Origin of the sequence: Kitasatospora sp. GAS1066B, from assembly GCF_041262605.1 — a bacterium.
Taxonomy (GTDB): domain Bacteria; phylum Actinomycetota; class Actinomycetes; order Streptomycetales; family Streptomycetaceae; genus Kitasatospora.
In genome coordinates this window covers 45,052-68,073 of sequence record NZ_JBGCCO010000042.1, presented here as the reverse complement: position 1 = coordinate 68,073, position 23,022 = coordinate 45,052, and the positions used below count along the sequence as shown (strand labels likewise).

The window sequence follows — 23,022 nt, the reverse complement described above, 5'->3', positions numbered from 1 at the left end:
GCCGGGGGGGGCCCGCAACCACCCCCCCAACCGCCCCCCGCCCCCCCCGGGGGGGGCGGGGGGCGCCCCCCCCCCCCCCCCCGGGGGGGGGGGGGGGGCCCCCCCCCCCTGCCCCACCCGGGGGCCGAGGCGCACCCGCCCGCTCCGCGCGAGGCTTACCACCATGAACACCACCGAGTACTGCGTGCAGATCGCCCTGGTCCTCCTCGTCCTGCGGCAGATGCGCGGCGGCAAGCTCGACCTCGTGAGCCTGGTCCTGCCGGTCGTGCTGATCGGCGCCACCGCCGTGATCTACCTGAAGTCGGTCCCCACCGCCGGCGGCGACCTCGCCCTGGAGATCGGCCTGGCCGCCCTCGGCGTGCTGCTCGGCACCCTGGCCGGCCTGACCACCCGGGTGTGGAGCACCCGCGAGGGCGCCTTCGCGAAGGCCGGCCTGCTCGCGGCCGCACTCTGGGTGGGCGGTATCGGCGCCCGGATCGCCTTCGTGCTGGCCAGCGAACACACCGGCTTCGGTCAGCAGGTGGCCGACTTCAGCCGCAACCAGCACATCACCAGCCAGCAGGCCTGGGTCGCCGCCTTCGTCCTGATGGCCCTGGGCGAGGCCGTCTCCCGCCTGCTGACCATCCGCATCCGCGCCCTGCGCCTGCGCCCCGCCCGGACCCCGATGCCCGTCTGAGCACCCACCGCACCGATCCGACCCTCCCGTCGCCCGACGGGAGGGTCAACGCGTGCCCCGGGCTCCGCGAGCGAGCGCCTCCGCTGACCACGGCGACCAGACCCGCGAGCGCGTCGCCGCGCACCGCCGCACCCTCCCGCAGACCTGACGCCCCGACACCTCACTCGCCGTCACCCCACCGTCAATCCGACGAGTACCAGATCACTCGTCAGGGCTCCCCTTTCCCGCGAGAATTAGGCTAGGCTAGCCTTCCTTAGGTCGTCCTTGCCTGACCGCCTCGGGCTCCCCTGCGCGCGCCGCGACGGCCGGTCCGGCCGGACACCGTTCGCGGATGCCGCCATGCCCAGACCCGAGGACCGACCGTGCCCGTTGCCTCCCCCACCGGCGAGCCCGATCGCCGTGCCGCGGTCTACTGCTGGCCCTCACCCGGCAAGGACACGAGCAAGGACGTCGGCAAGGACGCCGACGCCCGGCTGGACCTCGACCTCCAGGAGGCACTGGCCCGCGAGCGGGCCGCCGCGCTCGGCCTCATCGTGGCCGCCCGACACGTCTTCGCCGACTCCCGCCCGCCCGCCGCTCCGATGCCCGCCCGCACGCTGCCCGGGTGGGCCGCGCTGCTCGACGCGATCCGGGCCGAGGAGTTCCACCACCTCTTCCTGGACCGGGCCGAGCGCCTGGAGGAACATCCGTGCGCACTCGCCGAGTTGCTCACCCTCGCGCCCCGCCACGGGGTCCGGCTGCACGGGCACCCGCACGACCTCGACGACCCCGCAGTCCGGGACGCGCTGCTGCGCCCCGCCGAACGCGCCTGCCGCGCCGCCCGCCGGACCTCCGAGCGCGCCCGCGACGCGCACCGCGCCGCCGCCGAGGCGGGGCGGAGCCATGGCGGCGGGCTGCGCCGGTTCGGCTACACCCCCGGCATGACCGGACTCGTCGAGGACGAGGCGCAGGTGGTCCGCGAGTTGTTCGCCCGGTTCCTCGGCGGCGAGTCACTGCGCGCCCTCGCGCTCGACCTGAACCAGCGCCGGATCCCGACCGCGTACGGGAACAGGTGGACCGTCAGCGGGGTCGGCCGGCTGATCGAGGCCCCGCGGTACGCGGGGCTGCGGCTGCTGGCCGGCACGGTGGTTCGGGCGGCGGACGGCGACTACCTGACCGCCGGCTGGCCCCCGTGCGTGAGCGTCGCCGACTGGGAGGCGGCGCAGCGGCTGCGCACCGACCGGGTCCGCGAGCAGGCCGCGACCCGCAAGCCGCGGCGCGAGTACCCGTTGACCTCGCTGGTGCGCTGCACCCGGTGCGAGCGCCACATGGTCGGCTCGATGGTGGGCAGCTACCCGACCTACGCCTGCACCTCGAACAGCAGCCTGGAGGCGGAGCACTGCACGCGGCACATCGGCGCCGAGTCGCTGGAGGCCCACGTCGCCGAGCGGGCGATCGCGCTGCTCGAAGCGCTGCTCCCGAGCCGGCCGGAGCCTCCCGGCGACGACAGGCCCCAACCCGCCGCGCACCAACCCGCCGTCCACCACCCCGCGCTGCACGGTGTGCCGACCGGACCGGCGGCCAGGTTCGGCTGGCCCCGGCTCTCGCCGGCCCGCAAGGCGGCGGTCTTCCGGCACTTCTTCGCCGGCATCCGGATCGCCGCCTCCTCCACCAGCCGCAGCGTCTTCGACCCGTCCCGGATCGAGATCCTGCCGCGCTGACCACCAGGTCAGCCCGCTGGCGGCGCACCCCCAGGGCCACCCGGCCCGCCACCGGACCCGTCGCCCGGCCCGCCGCCGGGATCACGCAGCATCCACAACCGCCGCTGGTACTCCTCCTCGTCGATCTCGCCGCGCGCATAGCGCTCCCCGAGGATGCGCTCGGCCTCGCCGCCCGGCCGGGCGTGCCAGCCGCCGCTCACCGGACCGCTCATCGCTCCCCCGGGCGCGGACGCGTGGTGGCGACTCCCCGCATACCGGATCAGCATCACGATCAGCACCACCAGCAGCGCGAGCAGCAGGAACCCGCCGATCGAGAAGAGCCAGAACCCGGCGTGCCAGCCGCCGACGCCACCTCCGTGGTGATAGCGGTGGAAGAACATCCCACACCACCTCTCCGACCTCGACCACGAGACCTCGATGCCTCGCTGTCGAAACCGTCAGCCCCACAGCCCGACTTGTCGGGTTTCCTCCAGTGTGCGCCGCGATTATGAGTGCGCCCTATAAAGCTCGTGCGCATTCGTGCGCACTACTCCATTGAGCGCGCAGAAACGCACTGCTACTGTCGGCCCCGGTCACCGGCCCACCCAGGACCGCGAGCCCTCTCCTGTCATGGCCGCGCCACAGAGTCCCAGCCTGCCACTCCACCCGCCACTCCCCACCCCTGGACGGCCGCATGCGAACGCGCCGAACCTCCCAGCCCCGCACCTTCGTTCTGACCGCCGTACTCGCCGTGCTCTGCGCCTTGCTCGGCGGCCAGGTCGCCGCCCACGCGGCCGCGCCACCGGGCGGCACCCTCGCCCTGACCGGCAGCCGCACCCTCAGTTGGCAGGGCCAGAGCTACACCAACGCCTCGGTCCCCGACCCGTCGCACTGCCCGCCCCAGGCCCGGGATCCGCAGAACCGAACCTGCGACCACTTCGACATCACCGTCGACGTCCCGGCGAGCTACTGGCAGGGCAACCCCGACGGCGGCGTCCCGGTCTCGATCAACTGGCCAGGCGCGAACGACGAGTTCGACCTCTACATCTACGACAGCGCGGGCCACGAGGTCGCCGAGAGCACCAACTCCACCGCGCCCAACGCGGCCATCATCCCGAACGCCTCGGGCCTCTACCACGTGCTGGTGGTGCCGTACTCGGTGGCCGCGTCCGGCTACACCGGGACCGCGAACATCCCGCAGCCCACCACGGTCGGCGCCGCCACCGCGCTCAGCCACGACGGCAACGGCTACCTGATCCAGGCCGGCACCGCCAAGGCCCGGGTCGACTTCACCGCCGACGACGTGTTCCGCCTCCAGCTGGCTCCGGACGGCACCTTCACCGACCCGCCGGGCAAGGAGATGGTCCCCGACCCGCCGTCGGCCATCGCCGGCACCCGCAGCTGGGACGCCGGCGACTACTGGGCGTTGGCCTCCAAGGACGTGGTGCTGCGCGCCTACAAGAACCCGCTGCGCTTCGCGCTCTACCAGTCCGACAACCGCACCGTCGTCTGGCAGGAGACCCGCGGCCTGACCTGGACCGGGGACGCCATGCAGCAGACCCTGGCACGCGGCCCCCAGGAGCAGTTCTACGGCGGCGGCGAGCAGAACGGCAGCTTCTCGCACCGCGGTCAGCGGGTGAACGTGGCCAACAACTACAACTGGAACGACGGCGGTTACAACAACTCCCAGCCGTTCTACCTCTCCAGCAGCGGCTACGGCGTCTTCCGCGACACCTTCGCCCCCGGCGTCTACGACTTCGGCGACCCGGTCACCACCTCGGCCCAGGAGCGCCGGTTCGACGGCTACTACTTCTACGGCCCCGACCTGAAGAAGATCATCGGGCAGTACACCGACCTGGTCGGCAAGCCCTTCATGCCCCCGGTCTACGGCCTGGAGCCGGGCGACTCGGACTGCTACCTGCACAACGCCAATCGCGGTGAGCGGCACACCCTGGACGCGCTCAAGGTCGCCGACGGCTACACCCAGAACCAGACCCCGCTCGGCTGGATGCTGGTCAACGACGGCTACGGCTGCGGCTACGAGAACCTCCAGCAGACCGGCGACGGCCTGCGCGCCCACCAGATGCAACTCGGCCTGTGGACCTCCACCGGCCTGCCCAACCAGGGTGAGGAGGTCAAGGCGGGCGTGCGGGTGCGCAAGCTGGACGTCGGCTGGGTCGGCCCCGGCTACCAGTTCGCGCTGGACGGCTGCCAGCAGGCCAAGGACGGCATCGAACAGAACAGCGACGCGCGCGGCTTCGTCTGGCTGCCGGTCTCCTGGGCCGGCGTGCAGCGCTGCGGCGTGGTGTGGAGCGGCGACCAGACCGGCACCACCGACTACCTGCGCTGGCAGATCCCGACCTACGCGGGCGCCACCATGTCCGGCATCGCCTACGACACCGGCGACGTCGGCGGCATCTTCGGCAGCGATCCGCAGGTCGAGACCCGCGACCTGGAGTGGAAGACCTTCATCCCGACCATCATGACCATGGACGGCTGGGCGACCACCGACAAGCAGCCCTGGCGGTTCGGCCAGCCGTACACCTCGATCAACAACCGCTACCTGCAACTCAAGGAGCGCCTGCTGCCCTACCTCTACACGCTCGCCGCCCAGGCCCACAGCAGCGGCGTCGGCCCGGTCCGCCCGCTGGTCCTGGACTACCCGAACGACCCCAACACCTGGGGGGACGCGGCGAAGTACGAGTTCCTCTCCGGCGACGACTTCCTGATCGCACCGGTCTACGACGGCTCGCAGACCCGCAACGGCATCTACCTGCCCAAGGGCACCTGGGTCGACTACTGGACCGGCAAGACCTACCAGGGCCCGACCACCGTCAACGGCTACCAGGCACCGCTGGACACCCTGCCGCTCTTCGTCAAGGCCGGCGCCGTCGTGCCGATGTGGCCGCAGGGCACGCTCTCCTGGCAGACCCGGGACACCACCCGCCTGGACTACGACATCTACGCCCAGGGCCAGTCGGACTTCACCCTCTACGAGGACGACGGCACCACTCGCGCCTACCAGCAGGGCGCCCACGCCACCCAGCAGGTCAGCGTCCGGGCGCTCGGCCAGGGCCACGGCCTGACCGAGGTGACGGTCGGCCCGAGCGTCGGCGACTACACCGGCAAGCCGGCGGCCCGCGCGTACGACTTCACCGTGCACGTGGGCGCCGAGCCCGGGGCGGTGCTGATCGGCGGCCGCCCGCTGCCCCGCGCCACCTCGGCGAGCGCGCCGGCGGAGCCCGGCGGCGGCTGGTGGTACGACGCGGCGGCCGGCGTGGTGCACGTCAGCACGCCGCAGGAGTCCACCGGCAGCGGCTTCTCGCTGCTGCTGGCCGGCGCGGGCGGTCTGTCCCGCTGAGCCCCCGCTGAGTCGCAAGCTGCCGGGTGCCACGGTCCTCGTGGCACCCGGCGGCAGCTCGGCATCGATGCGATGATCAGATCGAGGGCTGCCCCCGGCCAGGCAGGAGGCTTTCATGGCCGACCCCGTTGGCGCGTTCTCCTTCCTGGACGACACCCAGGCCCGCGAGCTGCTGGCCGCGCTGGACGCCGCGCTCGGCGAGCAGCCCGCGCTCGACGCGCTGCTCGCCGACTACCACCTGGTGCGCCAGATCCTCGACCGCGCCACGGTGGGCATCGCCGTCCTCGACCTGGACCTGCGCTACCGGTACGTCAACCAGGCCCTCGCCGAGATCAACGGGATCCCGGTGGCCGGCCACCTCGGCCGGGCGATCGGCGAGGTGGTGCCGGGGATCGACGTGAGCGCCGCCGAGGCCGAGCTGGTCGCCGTGCTGGCCGACGGCAAGGCGCGGGTGCACACCGTCGAGGGCACCACGGCCTCCGGTCCGCCGACCGAGCCGCGCTGGTGGCACAACGCCTACCACCGCCTGGAGTCACCGACCGGCGAACCGGTGGGTGCGCTGGCGATGGTGCTGGAGATCACCGAGGACCGCCGGATCCGCCAGGCCCTGGACCGGGCCCGCACCCGGCTCGCGCTGCTGGACGAGGCGGCCACCCGGATCGGCACCACGCTGGACGTGGCGCAGGCCTCCAAGGAGCTGACCCGGCTGCTGGTGCCGCGCCTGGCCGACGCCGCCCTGGTCGACATCGTGGAGCCGGACCGGCACGGAAACGACCACCCCGGCGGCGATCTGACGATGCGTCGGGTCGCGCTGAGCACCTCCGCCGAGCTGGTCGCCACCAGCGCCGCGGTCGGCGGCACCGGCGCGCTGATCCACCCGCAGCCCGGCTCGGCGGCCGCCCGCTGCGTGGCCGAGCAGGTGCCGGTGGTGCTCAACTTCGCGACCGACGAGGAACTGCGGGCCAGCGCGACCAACGCCGAACGGGTCATCCGCTACCGGCGCCTGGGCCTGCACTCGGGTGCTTTCGTGCCGCTGACCGCGGGTGGCACGGTGATCGGCGTGGTGATCCTGGCCCGGGGCGGGCAGTCGCCCGCGTTCAGCCCGGACGAGGTCGCGCTGATGGTCGAACTGGCCAGTCGGGCCGGCTCGGGCATCAGCAACGCGCAGCGCTACTCGCACGAGCACGAGTCCGCGCTGGCGCTGCAACGGGCCCTGCTGGCCGAGCCGATGACCCCGCACCCGGACGTCGAGTGCGCGGGCCGCTACCTGCCGGCCGGTACCAGCGCCGAGGTGGGCGGCGACTGGTACGACACGGTGGCGCTGCCCGGCGGGCGGACCCTGCTGGTGGTGGGCGACGTCATGGGGCACGGGCTGGACGCGGCCGCCACCATGAGCGAGTACCGCTCGCTGGTGCGGGCGTTGGCGCTGCAGCGGCGGTCACCGGCCGGGATCCTGCGGGAGGCCGAGCGGATCGTCGAGGCGCTGGAGCAGGAGCGGGTGGCGACCTGCGCGCTGGCCCTGCTCGACCCGGCCTCGCGCAGCTGCACCTTCGCGACCGCCGGGCACCTGCCACCGCTCCAGCTCGACCGGCCGCACCAGCACGGCCGGCTGCTGCGCCTGCCGGTCGGCCCACCGCTGGGCGCCGGCACCGGCGGCCACACGGCGATCACCCTGCCGTTCGACCCGGGCTCGACCCTGCTGCTCTACACCGACGGGCTGATCGAGCGCCGCGATCGCGATATCGAGCAGTCCCTCGACGCGCTGACGGCGCTGCGCTTCGATCCGGACGCCCCGCTGGAGCACCTGATCGACACCGCCCTGACCGGCCTGACCGCCGGGCACGGCGAGGACGACGTCGCCATCCTCGCCACCCGGCTGGCCGACCCGGACCGAGGCCGGTCGGTCTGAGTGCCTCAGGCCTCACCAGGGTGCCAGGTCGGCCACTCCCAGGGGTGGTCCTGCCACTCGACCTGTTCGGGGTCCGCCAGGTCGATCTGCGGGAAGAGGCGGGTCGCCTCCGCACGGAACTCCTGCTGATCGACCGGCTCCCACAGGTGCCCCTTGAAGCGCACCAGGCGGTACCGGCTGTCGCTGCTCATCGCGGCGATCTCGATCAGCGGTTCATGGCTCTCGTTCGCGTTCATACCACCAGGCTGCTCCTCCCCCCAGGCGCACGCCCAGCGAGCGGACCGATTGCCCACGGCAGGCTCTTGACCAGCGGGAAATTAGGCGCACACTGGCTGTACACCGGAATACCGGAGAGAGCCACACCGCCGACGCGGACGTCACGCCGGCCGTCCGAGTGACCCTGATCCAGGCTCTGGCCAGGCCCCCGGCCGGGCCCGCTCGGGCTCGGAGTGTTTCAGCGACGACTGACACTCACGAGCCGAGCCGGGGCCCGCCGGGGCCGCCGTCTGCCCACCGCCGCGCGTTCACCACCACCAGGTTTGAAGGCCCCCGCGCGAGCCAGGATTACGGGATGACCGAGCCGACGCTTGCCCTGCGCCTGTCCGACGAGGTGCGCGACGCCCTCGCCCACCGCCGTCCCGTGGTCGCCCTGGAGTCCACGATCATCGCCCACGGCCTGCCCCGACCGCGCAACCTGGCCGTGGCACGGGAGTTGGAGGAGCTGGTCCGGGCCGGCGGCGCCGTCCCGGCGACCGTCGCGGTGCTGGACGGCACGGCCCGGGTCGGCCTCGACGAGGCGGAGCTGGCCCGGGTCGCCGAGGACCCGGCGCTGCGCAAGCTCGGCTTCCGCGACCTGGCCCCGGCGCTGGCGACCGGCGCGAGCGGGGCGACCACCGTCTCCGGCACGGCCTTCCTGGCCGCCCGGGCCGGGATCCGGGTCTTCGCCACCGGCGGCCTCGGCGGCGTGCACCGGGGCTGGGCCAGCACCCTGGACGAGTCGGCCGACCTCACCCTGCTCTCCCGGACCCGGATCACCGTGGTCTGCGCCGGGGTGAAGTCGATCCTGGACGTACCCGCCACCCTGGAGCGGCTGGAGACCCTGGGCATCACCGTACTCGGCTACCGCACCGCCGAGTTCCCCGGCTTCTACCTGAGCAGTTCCGGCCGCCCGGTCGACTGGACGGTCCAGCAGGCGGGAGAGGTCGCACAGTTGATGCTCCGTCAGGATCAACTCGGCGCCCTGGAGGCCGCCCTGGTGGTGGCCAACCCGGTACCCGCCGAGGAGCAGCTGGATCCGCTGCTGCACGACCGGGTGCTCGCCGAGGGACTGGCGGCGGCCGAACTGGCGGGCGCCACCGGACAGGCCGCGACGCCGTTCCTGCTCGCCCACCTGGCCGAGCACACCAAGGGCGCCTCGCTGGAGGCCAACCTGGCCGCGGTGCGCGGCAACGTCCGCCTCGCCGCCGAGATCGCCGCGCACTGGGCGGGGACGCAGCAGTGACCGGCGCGCCCGGCGCGCTGCTGGTGATCGGCGACATCGCCACCGACATCGTGGCCCTGCTCGGCGCCCCGCTCGCCCCGCACACCGACACCGCCGCGCGGATCACCCTGCGCCCCGGCGGCTCGGCGGCCAACACCGCTGCCTGGGCCGCCCGTTCAGGCGCCGAGACGCGGCTGCTCGCCAGGGTCGGGGCCGACTTCGCCGACTGGCACCGGGCCGAGCTGCTCGCCGCCGGCGTGCGACCCGCCCTGACGGTCGATCGACAGGCCGCCACCGCGACGGTGATCGCGCTGGTGGACGCGGCGGCCGAGCGCAGCTTCGTGACCGACAGCGGCGCCGCCCACCACCTGGGCCCCGCGGACTGGGACCCGGCGCTGCTCGTGGGCGCGGGCCGGCTGCACCTCTCCGGCTATCTGCTCTTCTGCGTGCCAGGCCGGGCGCTGGCCGGGCTCGCGATCGCCGCCGCCCGGGCCGCGCAGGTGCCGGTGAGCGTCGATCCGTCCTCCACCGGCTTCATCGAACAGCTCGGCGTCGACGCCTTCCTGGCCGCGATCGAGGGCGCCGACCTGCTGCTGCCCAACCTGGCCGAGGCCCGCCTGCTGAGCGGCGCCACCGACCCGGCCGAGGCCGCCGAGCGGCTCAGCGCCGCCTTCGGGCAGGTCGTCGTGACCCTGGGCCCGGCCGGGGCGCTCGCCGCCGAGGCCGGCGCGGTGCTGGCCCACGTCCCCGGCGTGCCGGCCTCGGCAGTGGACAGCACGGGTGCGGGCGACGCCTTCACCGGCGCCTTCCTGGCCGCCCGACTGCGCGGCGCCGACCTCGCCGCGGCCACCGCCGCCGGCTGCCGCGCGGGGGCCGACGCGGTCAGCGTGATAGGCGGGCGGCCGATCTGACGTATCGTCAACCAGCAGCTCCGTTGGCGAACTTCGCCAGCAGCGTGGCGGTGGCCGTGCGGACCACCTGCCGCACCTGGTCCGGCACCCCGGGGCAACTGTCGTCGCGCAGCGCGCAGACCCAGTTCTCCGTCCCCGCGTCGAAGACCCCGGCCCGGCTCGGCGCGGTGTAGTAGGTGGCGTCGGCCGTGGTCGCGGGCCCGAAGGCGCAGGCCACCGGCGAGTGCGCCAGCACGGTCAGCGGCGCGGGCGCCGGGTTCACCGGGTCGACGTGGTCCGACTCGGGGCCCACCAGCCCGGCCAGCCGCTGCCCGGCGAGCACCCCGCTGCCGGCCCAGATCCAGTGCCCCGGATCCGCCACCACCAGCGGCCCGTTGGTGCTCGAGTAGCAGGCGTAGCCCTGCCCGGTCAGCGCGTTCTGCGGGTCGGCGTCCGGCGGATCCGGCCAGTTCCCGGTGACCTGGGCGTCGTCCTTGCCGTAGAGCGGATCCTCCTGCGGCACCTTGTAGTTGACCTCGACCCGGTCGGCGCCCAGCGCGGAGGACTCGAAGCGGATCCGGCGATAGATCGCGTTGGCGCCGAGGAAGGCCAGGTTGGCCCCGTGATCGCGGGCCGCGGTGAGGGTGGCGCGCATGGCGGGCGACCAGTACTCGTCATGTCCCTCGCTCACCACCGCCGCGGCGCCGGCCAGCGCGCCCGGGTCCTGCTCCAGGTCGAGTCCGGTGCGGTAGGCCAGCGGCAGCCCGAGCTGCTCCGCGTACACCACCAGCGGCTGCTCCAGGGTGAAGAAGTCCGCCGCGCCGTCCTCGTCCTGGTACGGCCGGTCGTAGGCGACCGCTCGGGCCCTGGTCGCCGCGGTGCCGTCCGGGCCGGTGTAGAGGTTGGCGCCGCCCCAGGTGTTGTAGGCCTGGTAGGAGGTCACCGGCTGGAGCAGCACCACCCGGCCGGCCGTCGCGGGGGACTCGACGGTCAGCGGCACCCAGCGCTGCCCGCCGGAGGCCGCGTCCAGTCGCAGCAGGTAGGACCCCGGCGGCCAGCCGTCGGTGGGCACGGTCAGGCTCGGCCGCCAGGGCGCGACGGCGGTGCCGCGCCCGTCCACCACGGCGGCCGCCTGGCGCTCGCCCACCGCCGGCGCCGAGGTCCACACCAGCCGCGCCCGCGCGCCGCCGTACCAGCCGAAGCGGTACGCGCGCACGGTGAACGAGCTCGCCCGCGTGGAGACCAGCAGCCGCACCGCCGTCCCGGGGCGGACGCCCACGTGGTCGGCATAGCCCTGGATCTCGTCGGGGGCTCCCGGCCGGGTGATGGCCCAGTCCGCCGTGCCGGGCAGCGCGTTCTCGCCGCGCACGCTCCAGGAGCCCGTGCTGCCGGCGTCGGGCGACCCGTGTCCCGTCCCGCCCGAGCAGCCACCGAGCGCGGGCCCGGCGCAGACCACCAGGACCGCCGGGACCGCCAGCAGGCGGACACCGCGCGGCAGCCCGGATCGACCGGCGCCGCTCACTCCTCGCCGCGCTCACCCCGCTGCGCGCGGGTGGCCTCGTCGGCCGCCCGCTCGGCGGCCCTGACCTCGGCGGCCACCTCCTCGGCGGGGCGGCGCAGCAGGGTGCCGCCGTGCCGGGCGGCCAGCTCGTCGGCCGGCTCGTGATGGCGCTCGTGCAGTTCCACGATCAGCATCGCGCACCCCTCGGCCAGGTCCTTGCTGTACACCAGCAGGCCCTCGGCCCCCTCCTCGAAGTGTCGCCACTCGGCGGCCCCGCCCACCACCGTGCCGGCCGTCCAGCCGAGCAGCACACCGATCGGGCCGCCGAACAGCCCGAGCAGGCCGCCGACGATCCCGCTGGCCACGGTCGGCGCCCCGGCGCCGCGCACCCAGCTCTCGGGCGTGTCCAGCACCCCCTGGGCCGAGCGCCGCAGCACCGCCGCCTGCCGCGCCCCGGGCAGTTCCTTCGCCTCCGTGAAGGCGGCGTGCGCGGCGGCCGGATCGTCGAAGGTGACGAAGAGCATCGTGTGAGTGTCGTCCGACATCGTTTTCCTCTCCAGGGCCACTCCGGGACAGCTCCAGGGCGGTACGGTGCAGGCTATCGGGCACGGTAGCTGACCCGGTGTCAGCAACCGCGTCCGTCCGGGTGGCTCGGCACACCCCGCCGACGCTGCGACACGCGCGACCGAAGGGGCCGGTGTCATGGTGCTGACCAGTGCGGAAGCGGACAATCGGCCCATGTCGCTACGCGCCGCGCTCACCGTTCCCGCCCGCTACGGCTCGCTGGTGGCCGGCATGCTGCCGGTGCTCGCCTTCCCCGCGCTCAACCTGGCGCCGCTGGCCTGGGTCGGCCTGATCCCGGCGCTGCTGCTGTTCCGCGCCGCCCCGCGGGCGCGTGAAGCCGCCGTGCGCGGCTGGTGGTTCGGCACCGGGTACGTGCTGGCCGCGATGTACTGGCTGCTGCCCTCGGTGGGTCCGGCGCTGCCGCTGATCGCGATCGTCTTCGGCGCGCTGCAGACCGGCCTCGGCCTGGCGGCCTGGGCGCTGCTGCGGCCCCCGCTGACGGCGCGTCGGGCGCTGGCGGCGCTGGTCGTGCTGCCGTCGGTCTGGGTGGTCGCCGAGTTCGCCCGCTCCTGGCAAGCCCTCGGCGGCCCGTGGGCGCTGCTCGGCGCCACCCAGTGGCAGCACCCCGCGGTGCTGGCGCTGGCCTCGATCGGCGGCGTCTGGCTGCTCAGCGCCGTGCTGGTCGCGGTCAACACCGCCGTGCTGATCGCGCTGCTCGCCGCGCGCGGCGCCGTCCGGGCGCTCGGCGCGCTGACCGCCGTCGCCCTGCTGCTCGCCGGCCCCGCCGCCTTCGCGCTCACCGCCGCCCCGCGTCCGGTGCGCTCCGCCACCCTGGCCCTGGTGCAGCCGGGCCTCACCCCCGACGGGGCCTCCCGGCTGGACGCCTCGGCCGCGCTCACCACCGCCCTGACGGACCGTCCGGACCTGGTGGTCTGGGGCGAGAGCAGTGTCACCACCGACCTGGCCAGGGACACCGCCGCGCTCACCCGGCTGCGCGCGCTCGCCGCGACCACCGGCAGCGAGCTGCTGGTCAACGAGGACGCCCGGAAGGCCGACGGGAACATCTCCAAGGACGCGGTGCTGATCGACCAGGGCGGCATCCAGGCCCGGTACGCCAAGATGCGCCTGGTCCCGTTCGGCGAGTACATCCCGTTCCGCTCGGCGCTCGGCTGGCTGACCGGGATCAGCAAGGCGGCCGCCGAGAACCGCACCCCGGGCCACAGCTTCCACCTCTTCGAGCCGGTCGACCGCACCGGGCAACCGCTGCCGACCGGGGTGCTGATCTGCTTCGAGTCGGCCTTCCCCGACCTGTCCAGGACCGCCGTCCTGCAAGGCGCGCAGCTGCTCGTCTACCAGTCCGCGACCTCCACCTTCCAGCACAGCTGGGCCCCCGAGCAGCACGCCTCACTGGCCGCCCTGCGGGCCGCCGAGACCGGACGCCCGGTGGTGCAGGCCGCCCTGACCGGCGTGTCGGTGGCCTTCGACGCCCAGGGCCGCGAGCTGGCCCGCTACGGCACCGGACAGCGCGGCGTGCTCACCGTCCGGCTCGCACTGCCCGCACCCGGCGCCCGCACCTGGTACGACCGGATCGGTGATGTGGTGCCGTGGACGGCCCTGGCCGTCACCGTCGCCGCCGCACTCCACGCGCTGCGCTCCCGGCGCCGTCGCCCGGCGCGCGGCACCGTGCCGGCGCCGGCCGAGGAGCGGCACCCGGCGGCGCAGGGTTAGGGCGTTACTCCTTGCGGGCCCGGCTCGGCTGCACCCGGCGCGGCTCCCCCGGCATCTTCGGGTGGTCCGGCGGGTAGGGCAGTTCACCCAGCCCCTCGTCGCGCTCCTGCCGGTCCGCCAGCTCCAGCACCGCCTCGATCCCGAAGGCCTGCCCGGCCATCTCGGCGAACGGATCGCCCAGCTCGGCCAGCCGGGCCGGCACGGTGCGCAGCGTGAAGTCGCCGGGCGCGGCGGCGTCCAGCTCCGGCCAGCGCAGCGGGGTGGAGACGGTGGCCTCGGGGCGGGCCCGCAGCGAGTAGGCGGAGGCGATGGTGCGGTCGCGGGCCATCTGGTTGTAGTCCACGAAGACCTTCACGCCCCGCTCCTCCTTCCACCAGTGCGTGGTGACCCGCTCCGGCATCCGCCGCTCCAGCTCCCGGCCGAGCGCGATGGCGCAACGCCGCACCTCGGCGAAGTGCCAGTCGGCGCGGATCGGCACGTAGACGTGCAGGCCGCGCCCGCCGGAGGTCTTGGGCCAGCCGGTCAGCCCGTACTCCGCGAGCACCTCGCGCAGCTGGTGGGCGGCACGCACCGCATCGGAGAAGTCGGTGCCCGGCTGCGGGTCGAGGTCCAGGCGCAGCTCGTCGGGCCGGTCGGTGTCGCCGCGGCGCACCGGCCACGGGTGGAAGGTGAGGCAGCCCAGGTTCGCCGCCCAGAGCACGGCGGCCGGTTCGCTCGGGCAGATCTCGTCGGCGAACCGCCCGCTGGGGAAGGCGATCCGGGCGGTCGGCAGCCAGTCGGGCGTGTTCTTCGGGGCCCGCTTCTGGTAGAAGAACTCGCCCTCGATCCCGTCCGGGAACCGCTGCAGGGTGGTCGGCCGGTCGCGCAGCCCGCGCAGCGCCGCCTCGGCGACCGCCTGGTAGTAGTGCGCGACGTCCAGCTTGGTGTAGCCGGGGCCGGGGTAGTACACCTTGCCGGGGTTGGACAGCCTGACCGTCCGCTCCCCGACCTGCAGCTCAACGGCTTCGCCCATGTGTTCCACGCTAGATCCACGCGCTGCGGGCCGCGCGCGGGTGACGCACCATCAGTGCCATGGACCTTCCCGTGCTGCCCCCCGTCGAGCCGATGCTGGCCAAGGCGGTGGACGAGATCCCGGCCGGCCTGCACTACGAGGCCAAGTGGGACGGATTCCGGGCGATCGTCTTCCGCGACGGCGACGAGGTGGAGCTGGCCAGCCGCACCGGCAAGTCGCTGGCCCGCTACTTCCCTGAGCTGCTCGACGCCTGCCGCACCGAACTGCCGCCGCGTTGCGTGCTGGACGGCGAGATCGTCATCGCGCACGACGGGCGGCTGCACTTCGAGGAGTTGCAGGAGCGGATCCACCCGGCGGCCTCCCGGGTGCGCAAGCTCGCGGTCGAGAACCCGGCCAGCCTCATCGCCTTCGACCTGCTCGCGCTGGGCGACCGCTCGCTGATGGCCGAACCGCTCGCCGAGCGCCGCGCCGCGCTGGTCCGGGCGCTGGCCGGGGCCGGCCCCTGGGTCCACCTGGCGCCCGCCACCACCGATCGGGAGCTGGCCCGGACCTGGTTCACCAGGTTCGAGGGCGCGGGCCTGGACGGGATCGTGGCCAAGCCCCTGGACCAGCCCTACCGTCCGGGCGTCCGCGCGATGTTCAAGATCAAGCACGGCCGGACCGCGGACTGCGTGGTGGCCGGCTACCGCGAGCACAAGGACGGCCAGGGCGTCGGCTCGCTGCTGCTCGGCCTGTACGACACGGCCGGCCGGCTGCAGCACGTAGGCGTCTGCGCCTCGTTCACCGCCGCCCGCCGGCGGGAGCTGGCCGGGGAGCTGGCCCCGCTGCGGCTGGCCGACCCGGCCGAGCACCCGTGGGCGGCCTGGACCGAGGAGAGCGCGCACGAGGCGAGCCGGATGCCCGGCGCGCCCAGCCGGTGGAGCGGCGGCAAGGACGCGCGGTGGGTCGCGCTCCGCCCTGAACTGGTGTGCGAGGTCGCGTACGATCACATGGAAGGGACCCGGTTCCGGCACACCACCCGCTTCCAGCGGTGGCGGCCCGACCGGTCCCCCGAAAGCTGTGACTACGGCCAGCTGGAGGAGCCGGTCGGCTACGACCTGGCGCAGCTGCTGGCCGACGGCGGGGAGCCGGAGCGCTGAGGCCCGACGGTGCGTCCCACGGTGGAAGGGCCGAAAGGACAGCAGGTGAGGATCATGGTCCTCTCACGGCAGGAGGCTCGGGAGAGCCGACGGATCGAGGCCAGGCTGATGGCCGAGGATCCCGTGCTGGCCCGAAGATTCGAGCAGTGGCGGCGCAGCCGCGAGCGGGTCGCCGAGGCGGCCGTGCTCGCCACCGGGCGGACCCCGTCGCTGGGGCCGGGCAGCCCGTCGACCCGGCTGCGCCAGCTGTGGCACGAGATCCTGCGCGGCCGGATCCCGCTGCCGTGACCATGCGGTCCGCCGGGTGAGCCCGGCCGTCGTCCCCCGATCGGCCGTACCCGATCGGCCAGGCCGCCCGGCGGACCGTTCGATTTGGCACCATCGTTTCAGGGGACACGCGAGGCCGAGAAGGTGAGAGCGGATGTCCACTGACGCGATCGTGCTGCTGAAGCAGGAGCACAAGGAGCTGCAACAGCTCTTCAGGGACTATCGCGCCCTCGACCCCGGCGAGGTCGCGGCGCGTGGCGAGCTGGCGCAGCAGATCGTGCACGACCTCACGGTCCACGCCTACCTGGTGGACGAGGTGCTGTATCCGCTGGTCAGCGCGCTGCTGCGGGATCCGGCCCACGAGGCGCTGCGCGACTACCGGGACCACACCGCGATCGACCGCCTCTGCGAGGAGGTGGCCGCCCGGCCCGCCACCGACCAGAGCTTCGCCGGCCTGGTGGACGCGCTGCTGTCGGCCGCCGCCCAGCAGATGAGCCAGGAGGAGCGCGAGTGGTTCCCGCGGCTGCGGGCCACGCTGCGCCGCAAGGACCTGCAGGAGATCGGCACCCGGCTGCTCGCGGTGCGCGAGACCGCGCCGCGCCACCGGCCCGGTCCGGTTTCCGGCGCTCCGCAGGGGGCACCGGGGTAGACAGGGGGGTCACGACCCGCGAGGTCGACCACCGAGGAGGCACCCGCCATGCGACCGACCGCCACCACGGACGGCGTTGCCGACGGCATCGCGGCCCGCGACCTGCAGGACGAGCGCCTGCTGCACGAGCTGGAACAGCTCCACCGGACCCGGCACGAGACCTTCATGTACGGGTCCGACGACGCCCTGCGGCATCACACCGAGCGCTCGGCCGCGCTGGAGGCGGAGTACCTGCGCCGTTTCCCGAACCGCCTGGTCACCGCCGGCCGTACCCGCTCCGGCGCCCGCGCCCGGGAGAGCGCCGCCCGGATCGAGGCCACCCCGCAGTGACACCCGACGCCGGTCACAGGAGGCCCCGATGAGCCGCGAGCGCACCGAGCAGCGGCAGCGCGAGGTGCTGCGCCTGTACCGCGAAGCGCTTGCCTCCTTCGGCCGCCGGGTGCAGGGGGTGGCGCCCAACCAGTGGCCGGCGCCGACCCCGTGTGCCGCGTGGCCGGTCCGCGAGCTGGTCAACCACCTCACCGCGGAGCAGCTCTGGGCGCCCGAGCTGCTGCTCGGCGCCACCCTGGCGGAGGTCGGCGACCGGTTCGCCGGGGACGTGCTGGGCGCCGACCCGGCCGCCGGCTGGGCCCGGGCGGCTGCCGGCGCCCGCGCCGCGTTCGGCGTGCCGCACGCACTGATGCTGACCGTGCACCTCTCCTACGGCGACCGCCCGGCGCTGGCCTACTGCGCGCAGCTCACCGTCGACCTGGCGGTGCACACCTGGGACCTGGCCCGGGCCACCGGTCAGGACACCCATCTCGCACCCGAGCTGGTGGAGTTCGCGCTGCGCGAGGTCGCCCCGTACACCGATCGACTGGCGGCCAGCGAGCGCTTCGCCGCACCGGTGCCCACCGCGCCGGACGCCGCCCCGCAGACCCGGCTGCTCGGCCTGGTCGGTCGGCTGGCCACGCCCTTTCCGGCCGTCGATCCGGAGCTCGCCGACTGAGACTGTCGGATCGCTGAACGCTTGCTGAACGTCCGCTGAATGCCCGGCTGACACCAGGTCAGTTCCGCGCCGACGAACCGTCAACCGCACCGCCCGCCCCGGTCGCGAGACGGGGCCGACCGTCGGATATCGTCCCGCTCTCAGACGCAACGACTCCGGCGGGTCCCAGGACCGGCCGGGTTCGTGCGCGCCACACTCTGCGCACCTACGTTCAGGGAGCAAGCTTCGTGCACCACCCTCTGCGCCGGATTCTTCCGGCACTGGCGGCCCTCGGCATAGCCGCGGCCGCCCCGCTCGTCACCGCAGGGCCCGCCCAGGCCCACGAGAGCTGCGGTGACGCCGCGATCGAGTACTCGGTCGACAACGGCGCCCACTGGCAGACCGGCGGCCGGATGTCCGCGCCGCACGGCACCATCCAGGTCCGGCTGGACGGCGACGTCAGCAAGGGCTGCTCGTACCAGGTCTCGCTGGCCTCGTACAGCACCCAGGGCCCCACCTGGGGCACCTCGGGCACCCAGACCTTCCTCGGCTGGGCGACCACCACACTGAGCCAGGACCACCGGCAGGCGACGCTGGACATCAGCAGCAGCCTGCCGCCCTGCTTCGGACAGATCGACCTCTACAACGGCGCCACCAAGTACGACGGGGTCAGCGGCCCGCTGCCCAAGTACCCGAACGGCGTCTTCCCCGACAACCTGATCACCGCGTGGAACGGCGGCACCGCCTGCCAGGGCACTCCGCCGCCCACCCCGCCGCCCTCCCCGAGCCCGTCGGACTCGGCCCCCGCCCCGACCGGTCCCACCACCCCGCCGCCGGCGAACGGCACGCCCAGCGGCGGCTCGACCCCGTCCGCCCCGAAGCCGCCGGTCACCAAGCCGTCCGCCCCGGTCAGCGGCACGGTCAAGCCGAGCACCTCGGCCGCCCCCATCACGGTGGCGAGCCCTTCGGTGCCCTCGGCTCCTGCCACCGGTGAGCCGGTCGGCACGCCGTCGGTCAAGCCGGTCTCCGCCACGCCCACCAACCTGGCCTTCACCGGCACCAACGGTGGCCAGCTGGTCACCTTCGGCGTGGGCGGCGCCGTGCTGCTCGCCGCCGGCGTCGGCGCGGTGGTCTTCACCCGCCGCCGCAACGCGCACCGCTGACGTCCGGAGACAACGTCACGCCCGTGGGACCGGCCCGGCCGGTACCACGGGCGTTTCGCTACTCCTGGGGCTGCCGGCCCGCCGCGCCCCGCACCTCGAGGCCGGCCAGCAGCGTGGTGGTGGCCGCCGCGATGGCCGCGACCGCCTGGTCGAACACCGCACGGTTGTGCGCGGCCGGGGCCCGGAAGCCGGAGACCTTGCGGACGTACTGCAGGGCGGCGGCGTGGATGTCCTCCTCGGTGACCTCGAGCTGGACGGGCGGGCGGAGAGTCTTGATGCTTCGGCACATGCCTCCAGTCTGCTCCCTGCGGGCCTGCGAGCGGGAGCGGCCCGGAGAGCGGCCGGTCAGGTCGTGTAGCCGGAGTTCAGTTCGACGTACTCCGGCGTCAAGTCACATCCGTAGACCGTGAATTCACCGTCACCGAGACCCAGGTCCACGCCGATGACGACCTCCGCCCCGGTCAGGTACGCCGCGGCCGCGGCCAGCCGCTCCTCGTCCGGCTCGTCCGGGAACATCTCCAACGCGCCGTAGCGGATGGTCGTTCTCGCCGGGTCGAGGTCGGCGTCCTCGTCGAGTTTGCCGATCGCCATCGCCACCCGGCCCCAGTTGGGATCGGCACCGTGCACGGAGGTCTTCACCAGCGGGGAGTTGACCACCGACTTGCCGACCCGCTTCGCCTGGGCCGCGTCCCGGGCGCCGGTCACCCGGACCTCGAGGAGCTTGCTCGCCCCCTCCCCGTCGGAGGCGATGTCCCGCACCAGGGCGAGCGCCGCCTGGTACAGCACCTCCTCGAAGGCGGCGGGATCGACCGGCCCGGCCTGGCCGTTGGCGAAGATCGCGGCGGTGTCGCTGGTGGAGGTGTCGGTGTCGATGCTCAGCGCGTTGAAGGTCCGGTCCATCACCCGCCGGAAGACCGCGTCCAGTTCGGCGGCCGGCAGGTCGGCGTCGGTGAAGAAGAAGGTGAGCAGGGTGGCCATGTTCGGCTCGATCATCCCGACGCCCTTGGCGATCCCGGCCAACACCGCGTCGCCGCAGCGCAGGTGGACGGACTTGGCGCGGGTGTCCGTGGTCATGATGGCCGCAGCGGCGGCCTGGAAGTCGGCCGGCGGCAGCGGCTCGGGGATCCGGGCGATGCCCGCCCGGATCGACTCCATCGGGTAGGGCCGCCCGATCACCCCGGTCGAGCCGATCACCAGCTGCTCGGGCGCCACCCCCACCGCCTGGGCGACCAGCCGCCGGGCCTCCGCCGCGTGCGCGGCGCCGGCCTTCCCGGTGGCCACGTTCGCGTTGCGGGAGATCACCACCATGCCCCGGGCGTCCTGGCGGGCCGCGTCACCCCGGCTGAGCAGCACGCTGGGGCCGGCGAACCGGGAGCGGGTGAAGACGGCGGCCGAGACCGCGGGCGTCTCGGAGAGGACGACGGCGAAGTCGTCGGCAGTGTCCTTCAGGCCCATGTTGGCCGTGTACGAGACGAATCCGCGTGGCAGCGACTGGCCCATCATTCCACCCCTGTCTGGATATATATACTAGCTGACGCATATATTAACAGCTGCGGCGCTCGCCGGCCGAGTACGGCCACCGCGACCCGGGACCCCCCTGCCACGGCGTGTCACCGGCGCCCGAGCCCCCGCACCGAGCGAGCATGAGGCCATGCTGCTGGCCGACCTCGCCCGGACCTCGCGCGAGGTCGCCGCCACCTCGGCCCGCTCGCGCAAGACCGCCCTGCTCGCCGAGCTGTTCCGGGCCACCGAGCCGGCCGAGGCGCCGATGGTGATCACCTACCTCGCCGGACGGCTGCCGCAGGGCCGGCTCGGGGTGGGCTGGAGCGTGCTCGCCGAGCCCGTCCCGGCCGCCCCGACGGCAAGCCTGACGGTCCATCAGGTCGACGCGGCACTGACCGGGCTGGCCGCCGTGCGCGGCACCGGTGCGCAGGCCGAGCGGCGCCGGCTACTGGTCACGCTGCTGGGCGCGGCCACCGAACCCGAGCAGGAGTTCCTGATCCGGCTGATCGGCGGCGAGGTGCGCCAAGGCGCCCTGGACGCGCTCGCGGTGGACGCGCTGGCAGCCGCGAGCGAGGCGCCCGCCGAGCAGGTGCGCCGGGCGGTGATGCTCGGCGGCACGCTGGGCGCGGTGGCGAGGGCACTGCTGGCCGAGGGCCCGGACGCGCTGGCGCGGTTCCGGCTGACCGTCGGCCGCCCGGTGCTGCCGATGCTCGCGCACACCGCCAAGAGCGTCGAGGAGGCGCTGGACCGGCTCGGCCCGTGCGCGGTGGAGGAGAAGCTGGACGGGATCCGGATCCAGGTGCACCGGGACGGCGGCACGGTGCGGATCTTCACCCGGACCCTGGAGGAGATCACCGACCGGCTGCCCGAGGTGGTGGCCGCCGCGCTGGCGCTGCCCGCCGAGCGGGCGGTGCTGGACGGTGAGGTGATCGCGGTGGACCCGACCACCGGTCGGCCGCGCCCGTTCCAGGAGATCGCAGGGCGGGTCGGCTCGCGGCTGGACGTCCCCGGCGCCACCGAGTCGCTGCCGCTCTCCCCCGCCTTCTTCGACCTGCTCACGCTGGACGGCCGGGAGCTGCTGGAACTGCCCACCGAGGACCGGCATGCCGAGCTGGACCGGTTGGTGCCGGCGCCGCTTCGGGTGCGCCGGCTGGTGGTGGCCGACCCCGCCGACCCGGCCGCGCGGCAGGCGGCCACCGCGTTCACCGAGGCCGCGCTGGCCCGCGGCCAGGAGGGCGTGGTGGTCAAGGCGCTCGACGCCCCCTACACGGCCGGGCGCCGTGGCAGCGCCTGGCTGAAGGTGAAGCCGGTGCACACCCTTGACCTGGTGGTACTGGCCGCCGAGTGGGGCCACGGGCGCCGGGCCGGGCGACTGTCGAACCTGCACCTGGGCGCGCGACGGCCGGACGGCTCGTTCGCGATGCTCGGCAAGACCTTCAAGGGCCTGACCGACGTGCTGCTCGCCTGGCAGACCGAGCAGTTGGAGCGGCTCGCGGTGGAGCGGCCCGCCTGGGGCGTGCGGGTGCGGCCCGACCTGGTGGTGGAGATCGCATTCGACGGGGTGCAGCGCTCCCCGCGCTACCCGGACGGGGTCACCCTGCGCTTCGCCCGAGTCCTGCGCTACCGGAGCGACAAGTCGGCCGCCGAGGCGGACACCGTCGAGGCGGTGCGGGCGCTGCTGCCGAAAGAAGCCTGAGCTTCCGGAAGAATCCCGAGGCTCCGGAAATATCTGCTGAGTCAGATACTGTTGAGTCAGATGACAGTCCGGGCAGCCGCCGGACCCGTATCTCCGAGGAGAACCCTGATGTCCCAGATCGCAGTCTTCGGCGCCAACGGCACCATCGGCAGCGCCATCGTGCGCGAGGCGCTGCACCGCGGCCACCAGGTCACCGCCGTGGTCCGCGACCCCGCCAAGATCACCGAGAGCCACCCGTCGCTCACCGTGACCAAGGGCGACGTGCTCGACCCCGCCTCGGTCCGCTCGGCGGCCGCCGGACGGGACGTGCTGGTCAGCGCGGTCGGCGGCGGGGACGGCCCGGGCCACCTGGCCACCATCGAGCCCGCCGCCCGCTCCCTGGTCGAGGGCCTGCGCGCGCTCGGCGACCAGGCGCCACGGCTGATCTCGGTCGGTGGCGCCGGCTCGCTGCGCACCCCGGACGGCAGCCTGGTCTGGGACGCGCCGGGCCTGCCCGAGTGGCTGCTGCAGATCATGCACGCGCACGGCGACGCGCTCGACTACTACCGCACCGTCAGCGACGTCAGCTGGACCAGCCTCAGCCCGGCGGCGACGATCGAGCCCGGCGAGCGCACCGGTGACTACCGCACCGCGCAGGAGCAGCTGGTCGCCGCCGCGGACGGCACCAGCAGGATCTCGGTCGAGGACTACGCGGTGGCCGTGATCGACGAGATCGAGCAGCCCCAGCACCTGGGCGAGCGGTTCGCCTGCGGCTACTGACGGCGCGTCGGCCGCCGGTCCCGACTGGACCGGCGGCGTCGGCGTCCGTCCGTCCGTCCGCCCCTGAATGGAGACCCCA

The 23,022-nt window shown here is 74.1% G+C and carries 22 protein-coding genes; 15 read left to right on the top strand and 7 right to left on the bottom strand.

Going from position 1 to position 23,022, the window contains the following annotated elements; genetic code table 11:
• The first annotated feature begins 163 nt into the window (after nt 1–163).
• Together ABH937_RS33750 and ABH937_RS33745 are read left to right on the top strand one after the other, a co-directional pair.
• Nucleotides 164–676: a hypothetical protein gene (locus ABH937_RS33750; RefSeq protein WP_370220446.1), complete on the top strand. Its 513-nt coding sequence runs from the start codon at nt 164–166 to the stop codon at nt 674–676.
• Between the two features lie 362 nt (nt 677–1,038).
• On the top strand, nt 1,039–2,376 hold the full coding sequence (locus ABH937_RS33745) for a recombinase family protein (protein ID WP_370220445.1): 1,338 nt from the start codon (nt 1,039–1,041) through the stop codon (nt 2,374–2,376).
• An 8-nt stretch (nt 2,377–2,384) separates the two neighbouring features.
• Here the strand turns inward: ABH937_RS33745 and ABH937_RS33740 are convergent, their stop codons facing one another.
• Complete coding sequence (locus ABH937_RS33740) at nt 2,385–2,756, bottom strand: SHOCT domain-containing protein (protein ID WP_280693175.1); 372 nt, start codon at nt 2,754–2,756, stop codon at nt 2,385–2,387.
• Nucleotides 2,757–3,049: 293 nt separating this feature from the next.
• On the opposite strand from ABH937_RS33740, the gene ABH937_RS33735 reads away from it, so the two are divergent.
• Together ABH937_RS33735 and ABH937_RS33730 are read left to right on the top strand one after the other, a co-directional pair.
• Nucleotides 3,050–5,716 carry a TIM-barrel domain-containing protein gene (locus ABH937_RS33735; RefSeq protein WP_370220444.1) on the top strand — a complete coding sequence of 889 codons (2,667 nt, stop codon included), beginning with the start codon at nt 3,050–3,052 and terminating at the stop codon, nt 5,714–5,716.
• A 115-nt stretch (nt 5,717–5,831) separates the two neighbouring features.
• Nucleotides 5,832–7,625, top strand: a complete 1,794-nt coding sequence (locus tag ABH937_RS33730; RefSeq protein ID WP_370220443.1) for a SpoIIE family protein phosphatase — start codon at nt 5,832–5,834, stop codon at nt 7,623–7,625.
• A 5-nt stretch (nt 7,626–7,630) separates the two neighbouring features.
• On the opposite strand, the gene ABH937_RS33725 is transcribed toward ABH937_RS33730, so the two are convergent.
• On the bottom strand, nt 7,631–7,861 hold the full coding sequence (locus tag ABH937_RS33725; RefSeq protein ID WP_280693172.1) for a hypothetical protein: 231 nt from the start codon (nt 7,859–7,861) through the stop codon (nt 7,631–7,633).
• Between the two features lie 335 nt (nt 7,862–8,196).
• On the opposite strand from ABH937_RS33725, the gene ABH937_RS33720 reads away from it, so the two are divergent.
• Together ABH937_RS33720 and ABH937_RS33715 are read left to right on the top strand one after the other, a co-directional pair.
• Nucleotides 8,197–9,126 carry a pseudouridine-5'-phosphate glycosidase gene (locus ABH937_RS33720; RefSeq protein ID WP_370220442.1) on the top strand — a complete coding sequence of 310 codons (930 nt, stop codon included), beginning with the start codon at nt 8,197–8,199 and terminating at the stop codon, nt 9,124–9,126.
• The gene (locus tag ABH937_RS33715; protein WP_370220441.1) at nt 9,123–10,016 is read left to right on the top strand and encodes a carbohydrate kinase family protein; all 894 of its coding nucleotides are present in this window, start codon (nt 9,123–9,125) and stop codon (nt 10,014–10,016) included. The genes ABH937_RS33720 and ABH937_RS33715 overlap by 4 nt, the downstream gene beginning before the upstream one ends.
• A gap of 7 nt (nt 10,017–10,023) precedes the next feature.
• Here the strand turns inward: ABH937_RS33715 and ABH937_RS33710 are convergent, their stop codons facing one another.
• Nucleotides 10,024–11,517 carry a N,N-dimethylformamidase beta subunit family domain-containing protein gene (locus ABH937_RS33710; protein WP_370220440.1) on the bottom strand — a complete coding sequence of 498 codons (1,494 nt, stop codon included), beginning with the start codon at nt 11,515–11,517 and terminating at the stop codon, nt 10,024–10,026.
• Entirely contained in the window at nt 11,514–12,041 is a 528-nt protein-coding gene (locus ABH937_RS33705) for a histidine kinase (protein ID WP_370220439.1), read from the bottom strand. Before ABH937_RS33705 ends, ABH937_RS33710 begins: the two co-directional genes overlap by 4 nt.
• A gap of 193 nt (nt 12,042–12,234) precedes the next feature.
• Here ABH937_RS33705 and lnt point away from each other — a divergent pair, with 193 nt between their 5' ends.
• Nucleotides 12,235–13,788, top strand: a complete 1,554-nt coding sequence (lnt, locus tag ABH937_RS33700; protein WP_280693167.1) for an apolipoprotein N-acyltransferase — start codon at nt 12,235–12,237, stop codon at nt 13,786–13,788.
• Between the two features lie 4 nt (nt 13,789–13,792).
• On the opposite strand, the gene ligD is transcribed toward lnt, so the two are convergent.
• A complete protein-coding gene (ligD, locus tag ABH937_RS33695) occupies nt 13,793–14,800 on the bottom strand; it encodes a non-homologous end-joining DNA ligase (protein ID WP_370220438.1) in 1,008 nt (335 codons plus the stop codon).
• A gap of 59 nt (nt 14,801–14,859) precedes the next feature.
• Here ligD and ABH937_RS33690 point away from each other — a divergent pair, with 59 nt between their 5' ends.
• The 6 genes from ABH937_RS33690 to ABH937_RS33665 all read left to right on the top strand — a co-directional run bounded on the left by ABH937_RS33690 (nt 14,860) and on the right by ABH937_RS33665 (nt 18,985).
• Nucleotides 14,860–15,939, top strand: coding sequence for an ATP-dependent DNA ligase (locus tag ABH937_RS33690; protein WP_370220437.1), 1,080 nt, complete (start codon nt 14,860–14,862; stop codon nt 15,937–15,939).
• A gap of 54 nt (nt 15,940–15,993) precedes the next feature.
• The gene (locus ABH937_RS33685; protein ID WP_280693246.1) at nt 15,994–16,227 is read left to right on the top strand and encodes a DUF3040 domain-containing protein; all 234 of its coding nucleotides are present in this window, start codon (nt 15,994–15,996) and stop codon (nt 16,225–16,227) included.
• Nucleotides 16,228–16,360: 133 nt separating this feature from the next.
• The gene (locus ABH937_RS33680) at nt 16,361–16,855 is read left to right on the top strand and encodes a hemerythrin domain-containing protein (protein ID WP_370220436.1); all 495 of its coding nucleotides are present in this window, start codon (nt 16,361–16,363) and stop codon (nt 16,853–16,855) included.
• Nucleotides 16,856–16,903: 48 nt separating this feature from the next.
• Nucleotides 16,904–17,185, top strand: coding sequence for a DUF6158 family protein (locus ABH937_RS33675; protein ID WP_280693163.1), 282 nt, complete (start codon nt 16,904–16,906; stop codon nt 17,183–17,185).
• A gap of 28 nt (nt 17,186–17,213) precedes the next feature.
• Entirely contained in the window at nt 17,214–17,843 is a 630-nt protein-coding gene (locus ABH937_RS33670) for a TIGR03086 family metal-binding protein (protein ID WP_370220435.1), read from the top strand.
• A 227-nt stretch (nt 17,844–18,070) separates the two neighbouring features.
• Nucleotides 18,071–18,985 (top strand): hypothetical protein, encoded by a 915-nt coding sequence (locus tag ABH937_RS33665; protein ID WP_370220434.1) that lies wholly within the window; start codon nt 18,071–18,073, stop codon nt 18,983–18,985.
• A 58-nt stretch (nt 18,986–19,043) separates the two neighbouring features.
• Here the strand turns inward: ABH937_RS33665 and ABH937_RS33660 are convergent, their stop codons facing one another.
• Both ABH937_RS33660 and argJ read right to left on the bottom strand, forming a co-directional pair.
• Nucleotides 19,044–19,274 carry a DUF2277 family protein gene (locus ABH937_RS33660; RefSeq protein WP_280693160.1) on the bottom strand — a complete coding sequence of 77 codons (231 nt, stop codon included), beginning with the start codon at nt 19,272–19,274 and terminating at the stop codon, nt 19,044–19,046.
• A gap of 56 nt (nt 19,275–19,330) precedes the next feature.
• Nucleotides 19,331–20,485, bottom strand: a complete 1,155-nt coding sequence (gene argJ, locus ABH937_RS33655; protein WP_370220448.1) for a bifunctional glutamate N-acetyltransferase/amino-acid acetyltransferase ArgJ — start codon at nt 20,483–20,485, stop codon at nt 19,331–19,333.
• Between the two features lie 151 nt (nt 20,486–20,636).
• Here argJ and ABH937_RS33650 point away from each other — a divergent pair, with 151 nt between their 5' ends.
• Together ABH937_RS33650 and ABH937_RS33645 are read left to right on the top strand one after the other, a co-directional pair.
• Nucleotides 20,637–22,184, top strand: coding sequence for an ATP-dependent DNA ligase (locus tag ABH937_RS33650; protein WP_370220433.1), 1,548 nt, complete (start codon nt 20,637–20,639; stop codon nt 22,182–22,184).
• 108 nt (nt 22,185–22,292) lie between these two features.
• Entirely contained in the window at nt 22,293–22,943 is a 651-nt protein-coding gene (locus ABH937_RS33645) for an NAD(P)-dependent oxidoreductase (RefSeq protein WP_370220432.1), read from the top strand.
• Nucleotides 22,944–23,022 lie beyond the last annotated feature (79 nt).